The following is an 8,678-nucleotide window of genomic DNA, read 5'->3' on the forward strand; positions in this document are numbered from 1 at the left end:
GTTCAGATGAACTCGATCTTGGACACGAGGTAGAACTTGTCGCCCGAAGGCACGCTTACCTCGACCTCGTCGTCGAGCTGGCGGCCGATCAGCGCGCGGCCCAGCGGGCTCGAATAGCTGATCCGGCCCTTGCGCGCGTCCGCTTCCGCTTCGCCGACGATCTGGTACTTGACCGGCTTGTCGTCTTCGTCGAGCAGCGTCACGGTCGCGCCGAACACGATCTTGTCGCCCGAAAGCGTGGTCGGATCGATGATCTGCGCGCGGCTCAGCTTGCCTTCGAGATCGGCGATGGTCGCCTCGACCTGGCCCTGGCGTTCCTTGGCGGCATGATATTCGGCATTTTCCGAAAGATCGCCATGCGCACGCGCTTCCTCGATCGCCTCGACGATCAGCGGACGCTCTTCCTTGAGCGCCTTCAGCTCGCGCGAGAGCTTTTCATATCCTTCTGCCAGCATCGGCAGCTTATCGACGGTTGCCATTCGGCATATCCCTTCATCCTTGGCTGACGCGAAGCCGAACGTCCGACAATAATGCCTTTAGCGGCCCTCGCACGGGGCCGCGTCAGGGTAACGACTTGTCGGGGGGCTCAAGCGTCAGGCCGTATATTATAGGCCTGAAGCGGCTTTACTTCAAGGCTTGTCGCCGCAAGCGACGCCATGGCCTTGACCGCGGCGACGCTGGCGGCCGCCGTGGTGAAGTACGGAATCTTCCCCGTCAGCGCGCTGGCGCGGATCGATTGCGAGTCCTTCAGGCTCTGCCAGCCCTCGGTCGTGTTGAAGATCAGCGCGATCTCGCCGTCCTTGATCTTGTCGACGATATGCGGGCGGCCCTGTGCCACCTTGTTCACCTCGGTCAGCGCCACGCCATTGTCCGAGAGATAGCGCGCCGTCCCGCCGGTCGCGACAATGTCCATGCCGAGGTCGATCAGCCCGCGCGCGGCTTCCAGGATCACAGGCTTGTCGCTGTCCTTGACCGAGATGAACACGGTGCCCCTGGTCGGCAGCGTGAGCCCTGCCCCGATCTGCGCCTTGGCAAAGGCGGTGGCGAAATCCTTGTCGATGCCCATGACTTCGCCTGTCGACTTCATCTCGGGGCTCAGCACCGGGTCGACGCCCTGGAAACGCGCCCAGGGGAAGACCGCCTCCTTGACCGCCATATGGCCGATATTGCGGTCGATCACGGGCAGATTGGCCAGCATCTCGCCCGCCATCACGCGCGCGGCATATTTGGCCACCGGCTGGCCGATCGCCTTGGCGACGAACGGCACGGTGCGGCTGGCGCGCGGATTGACCTCGATCAGGTACACCTGCCCGTTCTTCACCGCGAACTGGATGTTCATCAGCCCGCGCACCTTCAGCCCTTCGGCGAGCAACCTGGTCTGGCGCTCCATCTCGGCGATGATGTCGTTGCTCAGGCTGTGCGGCGGCAGCGTGCAGGCGCTGTCGCCCGAATGGACGCCGGCCTCCTCGATATGCTGCATCACGCCCGCGATCGCGACGTCCTTGCCATCGCAGATCGCATCGACATCGACCTCGATCGCATCGCGCAGATACTGGTCGATCAGCACCGGACTGTCGCCCGAGACCTGAACGGCGGTGGCGATATAGCTTTCGAGCTGCGCCTGGCCGTCGACGATCTCCATCGCGCGGCCGCCGAGCACATAGGACGGACGGATCAGCACCGGATAGCCGATGCGGTTGGCGACCGCGATCGCCTCTTCGCGGCTGCGCGCGATACCGTTGGCGGGCTGCTTCAGGCCCAGCCTGTCGACCAGCTTGGCAAAGCGCTCACGGTCTTCGGCCAGATCGATCGCATCGGGCGAGGTGCCGAGGATCGGGATGCCCGCATCCTCGAGCGCCTGGGCGAGCTTTAGCGGCGTCTGCCCGCCGAACTGCACGATCACGCCGACCAGTTCGCCGGTCGAACGCTCGACATCGAGCAGTTCGAGCACGTCCTCGGCGGTCAACGGCTCGAAATACAGCCGGTCCGAGGTGTCATAGTCGGTCGAGACGGTTTCCGGGTTGCAGTTGACCATGATCGTCTCGAACCCGGCGTCGCCGAGCGCGAAACAGGCATGGCAGCAGCAGTAGTCGAACTCGATGCCCTGGCCGATGCGGTTCGGCCCGCCGCCCAGGATCACGACCTTGCGCCGCTCAGTCGGCTGGCTTTCGCATTCGGGCTCGCCGAATGTAGGGGCTTCATAGGTCGAATACATATACGGCGTCTTGGCCGCGAATTCGGCCGCGCAGGTATCGATGCGCTTGAACACCGGACGCACGCCCAGCTTGTGGCGCAGCGCGCGCACCTCCTGCTCGGTCACACCGCCGGTCATCGCGACCACGGCATCGCGCACCAGGCCCGATCCGCGCGCGATGGCATGGCTCATGCCCGGGCGCAGATGCGCCGACTTGAGCGCGAGATAGGCGAGCCGCTTGTCCGAAAAGCCCATCGACTTGAGGCGGCGCATCCCCGCCGCATCGCGCGGCAGGCCGTTTTCGAGCACCTCGGCCTCGGCATCGACGATCTGCTTGATCTGTTCGAGGAACCAGGGATCGAACTTGGCGACGGCATGGATCTGCTCGACGGTCATCCCCTCGCGCAGCGCCTGCGCCGCGATCAGCAGCCGGTCGGGCGTCGCCTGGCTCAATTCGGCGACGATGTCCTCATGCGGCGCACCGACGAGATGATCGACGAAATTGAAGCCCGACAGGCCGGTCTCGAGGCCGCGCAGCGCCTTCTGCACCGATTCCTGGAAGTTGCGGCCGATCGCCATCACCTCGCCCACCGATTTCATCGCGGTGCCGAGCAGCGGGCTCGATCCCTTGAACTTCTCGAAGGCAAAGCGCGGGATCTTGGTGACGACATAGTCGATGGTCGGCTCGAAGCTGGCGGGCGTCGCGCCGGTAATGTCGTTGGTGATCTCGTCGAGCGTATAGCCCACCGCCAGCTTGGCCGCTACCTTGGCGATCGGGAAGCCGGTCGCCTTGGACGCCAGCGCCGAGGAGCGCGACACGCGCGGGTTCATCTCGATTACGATCAGGCGGCCGTCCTTCGGGTTGACCGCGAACTGCACGTTCGATCCGCCCGTCTCGACGCCGATCTCGCGCAGCACCGCGATGCTGGCCGAGCGCATGATCTGATATTCCTTGTCGGTCAGCGTCAACGCGGGCGCGACGGTGATGCTGTCGCCGGTGTGTACGCCCATCGGATCGACATTCTCGATCGAGCAGATGATGATGGCGTTGTCGTTCCTGTCGCGAACGACCTCCATCTCATATTCTTTCCAGCCGAGCAGCGATTCCTCGATCAGCACCTCGGTGGTCGGCGAGGCATCGAGCCCGCCGGTGACGATCTGGACGAACTCGTCGCGATTGTACGCGATGCCGCCGCCGGTGCCGCCCATGGTGAAGCTGGGGCGGATGATCGAGGGCAGGCCCGTGCGCTCGAGCACCGCGAGCGCCTCTTCCACCGTGTGCGCGATGCCCGAGCGCGCCGATTCCAGCCCGATCTTGTCCATCGCCTCGCGGAATTTCTGCCGGTCCTCGGCCTTGTCGATCGCCTCGGCCTTGGCGCCGATCAGTTCGACATCATATTTGGCCAGCGTGCCATTGGCATCGAGCGCGAGCGCGGTGTTGAGCGCGGTCTGCCCGCCCATGGTCGGCAGCACCACCAGCTTCTCATGGGGGCGCTCGGCGCGCTCCTTGGCGATGATCTTGGCAACGATCTCGGGGGTGATCGGCTCGACATAGGTCGCATCGGCCATGTCGGGATCGGTCATGATCGTGGCGGGGTTGGAGTTGACGAGGACGATGCGATAGCCCTCCTCCTTCAGCGCCTTGCACGCCTGCGTGCCCGAATAATCGAACTCGCACGCCTGGCCGATGATGATCGGGCCGGCGCCGATGATCAGGATGCTGTCTATGTCGGTGCGCTTGGGCATTGTTTATTGTGCTCTCTTTGTATACATTGATTGCATTGATATCATTTTGCGGAGGCCGCGATGGCCAGCCTGACAGTCCGTAACCTGCCCGACGAGGCCAAGCTACGTTTCCGCCAGGTGGCGGCCGCGCATGGCCGTTCGATGGAAGAGCATCTGCGCCAGCTGGTGATCGAGGCAGCGGGCATGGCGCCTGTTGCATCGGCGGTCACTGATGCATCGGTGCCGTTCCAAAGCTTCCCGCCCGAAAGAACGCCCGAGGCCATCGCCGAGAGCCGCGCGCGGATCGAACGGCTGATCGAGCTGGGCCGAGGGATCGACTGGGAGCCCGAACCGCGCAAGCCGGAGCCGCTGACCAATTTCGAATTCGACCCGAAAGACTTTGAGTGATCCTGGTCGACACCAACGTTTGGAGCGAGATGGTTTCCCGCAATGGCGAGCCGGACGTGATCGCCTGGCTCGCCGACAACGATGAACGCCTGTTGCTGTCGGTTCTCGTCATTGCAGAAATCCGGGCGGGCTTCGAAAAGCCCAACGCGCGGTCGTTCCGACCGCGTCTCGAACGCTGGCTGGCGCAACTGGAAACAGACTATGCGGACCGCATCATCGCGTTCGATCGCCATGACGCGCATGTCTTCGGCCAGCTTGCGGCCCAGCGCACTTTGGGCGGCAATACACTCGATGCGCAGATCGCCGCGCAGGCCATAGTCCGCAACATTCCCGTCGCCACGCGCAACACGGCGGATTTCGCCTGGACGGGCGTCCGCCTGATCAATCCCTGGCAGGATTGACCGCGCCATCAATGCACCGTGCCGGTCTGGGCTTCGCAGCCCCAGCCGTCATATTCGAGGTCGAACAGCTGCTCGATCTGCAGGCAGAGCTCGGTGAGAGCGCGGATCGACTTCTCGTCGACCGCCTGCACCCGCTCGAGGAACAGCCACGGATCGCCGCCCTCGGCGTCATCCTCATGGCCGAGCTCGGTCAGCCCCAGCTCCTCCGCCGCCTCGGACAGGCGCTCCAGATTAGCTTCCGATCCGCGAAAGCTGACGTCCACCGAGCGCCGGATGCTCGCCTGATCGCCATTGGCGGCCAGACTGCGCAGCACGTCCTGATCGGCGGCCCATTCCAGCTCCATACGGGCAGGATCGACGGGGGGGAGCTTCAAAACCATATCACTCCCAATCCAAGGTTAGAGCTCAATTGCAGCTGCATCGGCGTGAGCTGAGGCCATCGCGTTCTTGTATAGTCGCGAATACTCCACATCACAGATGCCGCTTCGCAAGTTCGGCAAGCTGCTCAATGGCTTCCTTACTCAGCCGAAGAGTCTGTGACACCTTTCCAGGAATATCGCGGTCGGCAGAACCCACCGTGTTGATCTGAATAAACTTTTCGCCGTCCTGACCCTGAATCGACCAGCCGCCCTGAGTTTCGGTATGCCTAGCATTTGCCTTGAGGTCGATTTGCTCAAATCTTCTAACGATTGCCATCAGCGGAGCCCTCCCACAAACTTCTCGAACAGATAGAAACTGTCCTGCGGGCCCGGTGAGGCTTCGGGATGGTATTGCACGCCGAAAGCATTCTTGTCGGTGAACGCGATGCCGCAATTGCTGCCGTCGAACAGCGACACATGCGTCTCGACGACATTGGCGGGCAGTGTCGCGGCGTCGACCGCAAAGCCGTGGTTCATGCTGGTGATCTCGACCACGCCCGTCTCGAGCCGCTTGACCGGATGGTTCGCGCCCCGATGGCCCTGGTGCATCTTGAGCGTGCGCGCGCCGGCGGCGAGGCCGAGCAACTGATGGCCGAGACAGATGCCGAAGATCGGAATGTCGCGTTCGAGCAGACCCTGGATCACCGGCACCGCATAGACGCCGGTCGCGGCGGGATCGCCGGGGCCGTTCGAGAGGAACACGCCCGCCGGTTCGAGCGCGAGAATGTCTTCGAGCGGGGTCTTGGCCGGGACCACGGTCACCTTCGCGCCCGCCTCGACCAGCGAACGGAAGATATTGTGCTTCGCGCCATAATCGATCGCGACGACATGGGGGCGGCTGGGAGCTTGCCACCCTCCGTTTGTCCCGAGCGAAGTCGAGGGACCTTCCGCAACCGTTCCACTGCATCCCTCGACTGCGCTCGGGACAAACGGGACTGGGTTGCTGTAGCCGCTTCCCAAAGTCCATTTGCCGCCGTCCCAGCCGCGCGTCTCGGCACCGGTGACCTCGATCGCGAGGTCCATGCCCTCGAGCCCCGGCCAGCCCTGCGCCAGCGCGAGCAGAGCTGGCATGTCGAACACGCCATCGGGGGCGTGCGCGATCACCGCATTGGGCGCGCCGGCCTCGCGGATGCGGCGCGTCAGCGCGCGGGTATCCACGCCCGAAATGCCGATCTGGTTGTTCGCCGCCAGCCATTGCGAGAAATGCTGGGCGGACCGGAAGCTGCTGGGGTTGGTCACGTCCTCGCGCACGATGCAGCCCAGCGCATGCGGTATGTCGGCCTCGATATCCTCGGGGTTCGCGCCGACATTGCCGATATGCGGGAAGGTGAAGGTGATGATCTGCCCGGCATAGCTCGGGTCGGTCAGGATTTCCTGATAACCGGTGATCGAGGTGTTGAAGCACACCTCGCCCGCCTTGGCGCCTGCGGCCCCGAAGCCCCTGCCCCAGATCGCGGTGCCATCGGCCAGCAGCAACAGGCCGGTCGCGCCTTGGGGTTGAGCGGAGGTGGTGGCGTGCGCCATGGATCGTGTTCCTTGCCTTGCGGTATGAGTCGCGAATGTGCCGGGCCGCAGGATATGGCAGGACAAGGCCGGGCCATAGCCCCGTGACGCTTCCTGCCGGACAGCGGCCAAATTGGCGGGTCACTAGGCGCGCGGGGCTTGCACGGTCAATCTATGAAAAACATTTTTATCCGGCTAGGTTGGGAGCTTGTTCCAAAATCCACGGGAAAAGAAAGGTTCGCGCGCATGATTCGCGATTCGCTGAAAGCTGCGCAGGTCTCTGCCATGAAGGCCGGCGACAAGGAGCGCACCGCCGCCGTCCGGCTGATCCTGGCCAAGATCAAGGACCGCGATATCGAGCTGCGCACCCAGGCCGCGCCGGCCGATGACAATGCGATGGTCACTGAAGTGCTGCAGAAGATGATCAAGCAGCGCCGCGAATCGATCGCCATGTACGAACAGGGCGGCCGCGCGGAACTGGCCGCGCAGGAAGCGGCCGAGGTCGCGGTGATCGAGGAATTCCTGCCCGCGCAGATGGACGAGGCGGCTGCCAGGGCTGCCATTGCCAAGGTCGTCGCGGATACGGGTGCCGCAAGCCTCAAGGACATGGGCAAGGTCATGGCCGAAGTAAAGGCGCGCCACGGCAGCGAACTCGACATGAGCAAGGCCAGCGCCTGGGTAAAGGAGGCGCTCGCGGGGGGCTGAAGCCTTCCGTCCCCCGTGTGTCCGGAGGCAACCCGCTGCAATGACCCTCTCCCCGCAATGGCTGGACGAATTGCGATCGCGGATCACGCTGTCCACGCTGATCGGGCGGCATGTGAAGGTGCAGCGCGCGGGGCGCGAGTACAAGGCGTGCTGCCCGTTCCATAACGAGAAGACGCCGAGCTTCACGATCAACGACGACAAGGGCTTCTACCATTGTTTCGGTTGCGGAGCGCATGGGGATGCGATCCGGTTCCTCACCGATCACCAGGGGCTGGGCTTCATGGATGCGGTCAAGGAGCTCGCCGCCGAGGCCGGGATGGGCGTGCCCGCCCCCGATCCGCGCGCCGCGCGCCAGGCCGAGGCGCGCGCGACGCTGCACGATGTCTGCCAGGCGGCGCAGGACTGGTTCGTCGCGCAGCTCGGCAGCGCCGCGGGCGAAGAGGCGCGCGCCTATCTCAGGAACCGGGGCCTCACCGCCGAAACCATCGCGCGCTTCGGCATCGGCTTTGCGCCCGACAGCCGCACCGGCATCAAATCGGCGCTCGGCCATCTGGACGAAGAACTGCTGATCGAGGCGGGGCTGCTGATCAAGGTCGACGATAAGGCCCCGTACGACCGGTTCCGCGGCCGGATCATGATCCCGATCCGCGATCCGCGCGGGCGCGTCATCGCATTCGGGGGGCGCATCCTCGGCGCGGGCGAGCCCAAATATCTGAACTCGCCCGATACGCCCCTGTTTGACAAGGGACGGACGCTCTACAACCTGCACCTTGCCGCGCCCGCCTCGCGCCAGAGCGGGCGCGTGGTGGTGGTCGAAGGCTATATGGACGTGATCGCGCTCGCCCAGGCGGGCTTTGGCGAATGCGTCGCACCGCTCGGCACCGCGCTCACCGAGCATCAGATCGAGCGACTGTGGAAGATGGTCGACCGTCCATTGCTCTGCTTCGACGGCGACAATGCGGGACAGAAGGCCGCGATGCGCGCCGCGACGCGCGCGCTGCCCCTGCTGAAGCCAGGGCTGTCACTGGGCTTCGTTTCGCTGCCGGGCGGGCAGGATCCCGATGATCTGGTACGCGCCTCGGGCCCGCAGGCCTTTGCCGCGTGCCTCGACCAGGCGACCGGACTGCTCGACCATCTCTGGTCGCACGAACTGGCCGCGCAGCCGCTGACCAGTCCGGAAGCGCGCGCCGGGTTCAAGGCACGGCTCAACGCGCATGCCGACACGATTGCCGATGGCGACATCAAGGCGCTCTATCGCCGCGAGATCGGCCAGCGCTTTTCCGACCTGTTCTTCGCCGCGCGTGCGCCCTCGCCTGCCCGCCC

The 8,678-nt window shown here is 64.6% G+C and carries 9 protein-coding genes; 4 read left to right on the forward strand and 5 right to left on the reverse strand.

What is annotated here, in order from left to right; genetic code table 11:
- Nucleotides 1-2: 2 nt before the first annotated feature.
- Both greA and carB read right to left on the reverse strand, forming a co-directional pair.
- The gene (greA, locus tag DM995_RS05335) at nt 3-479 is read right to left on the reverse strand and encodes a transcription elongation factor GreA (protein ID WP_023836660.1); all 477 of its coding nucleotides are present in this window, start codon (nt 477-479) and stop codon (nt 3-5) included.
- A gap of 107 nt (nt 480-586) precedes the next feature.
- Nucleotides 587-3,940: a carbamoyl-phosphate synthase large subunit gene (gene carB / locus DM995_RS05340; RefSeq protein WP_116968733.1), complete on the reverse strand. Its 3,354-nt coding sequence runs from the start codon at nt 3,938-3,940 to the stop codon at nt 587-589.
- Nucleotides 3,941-4,000: 60 nt separating this feature from the next.
- Between carB and DM995_RS05345 the strand changes: the two genes are divergently transcribed.
- Both DM995_RS05345 and DM995_RS05350 read left to right on the forward strand, forming a co-directional pair.
- A complete protein-coding gene (locus DM995_RS05345; protein WP_116968734.1) occupies nt 4,001-4,327 on the forward strand; it encodes a FitA-like ribbon-helix-helix domain-containing protein in 327 nt (108 codons plus the stop codon).
- Nucleotides 4,324-4,728 carry a PIN domain-containing protein gene (locus tag DM995_RS05350; protein WP_116968735.1) on the forward strand — a complete coding sequence of 135 codons (405 nt, stop codon included), beginning with the start codon at nt 4,324-4,326 and terminating at the stop codon, nt 4,726-4,728. Before DM995_RS05345 ends, DM995_RS05350 begins: the two co-directional genes overlap by 4 nt.
- Nucleotides 4,729-4,736: 8 nt before the next feature.
- Here the strand turns inward: DM995_RS05350 and DM995_RS05355 are convergent, their stop codons facing one another.
- The 3 genes from DM995_RS05355 to carA form a co-directional block, all read right to left on the reverse strand.
- Entirely contained in the window at nt 4,737-5,108 is a 372-nt protein-coding gene (locus tag DM995_RS05355; RefSeq protein ID WP_116968736.1) for a ribonuclease E inhibitor RraB, read from the reverse strand.
- Between the two features lie 91 nt (nt 5,109-5,199).
- Nucleotides 5,200-5,424 (reverse strand): hypothetical protein, encoded by a 225-nt coding sequence (locus DM995_RS05360; RefSeq protein ID WP_116968737.1) that lies wholly within the window; start codon nt 5,422-5,424, stop codon nt 5,200-5,202.
- Nucleotides 5,424-6,671, reverse strand: coding sequence for a glutamine-hydrolyzing carbamoyl-phosphate synthase small subunit (carA, locus tag DM995_RS05365; RefSeq protein WP_116968738.1), 1,248 nt, complete (start codon nt 6,669-6,671; stop codon nt 5,424-5,426). The genes DM995_RS05360 and carA overlap by 1 nt, the downstream gene beginning before the upstream one ends.
- A gap of 225 nt (nt 6,672-6,896) precedes the next feature.
- Here carA and DM995_RS05370 point away from each other — a divergent pair, with 225 nt between their 5' ends.
- Nucleotides 6,897-7,355 (forward strand): GatB/YqeY domain-containing protein, encoded by a 459-nt coding sequence (locus DM995_RS05370; RefSeq protein WP_116968739.1) that lies wholly within the window; start codon nt 6,897-6,899, stop codon nt 7,353-7,355.
- Between the two features lie 40 nt (nt 7,356-7,395).
- The coding region (gene dnaG, locus DM995_RS05375; protein ID WP_116968740.1) for a DNA primase at nt 7,396-8,678 on the forward strand (1,283 nt) is incomplete at its 3' end.

The organism is Blastomonas sp. UPD001 (assembly GCF_003426715.1).
Taxonomy (GTDB): domain Bacteria; phylum Pseudomonadota; class Alphaproteobacteria; order Sphingomonadales; family Sphingomonadaceae; genus Blastomonas.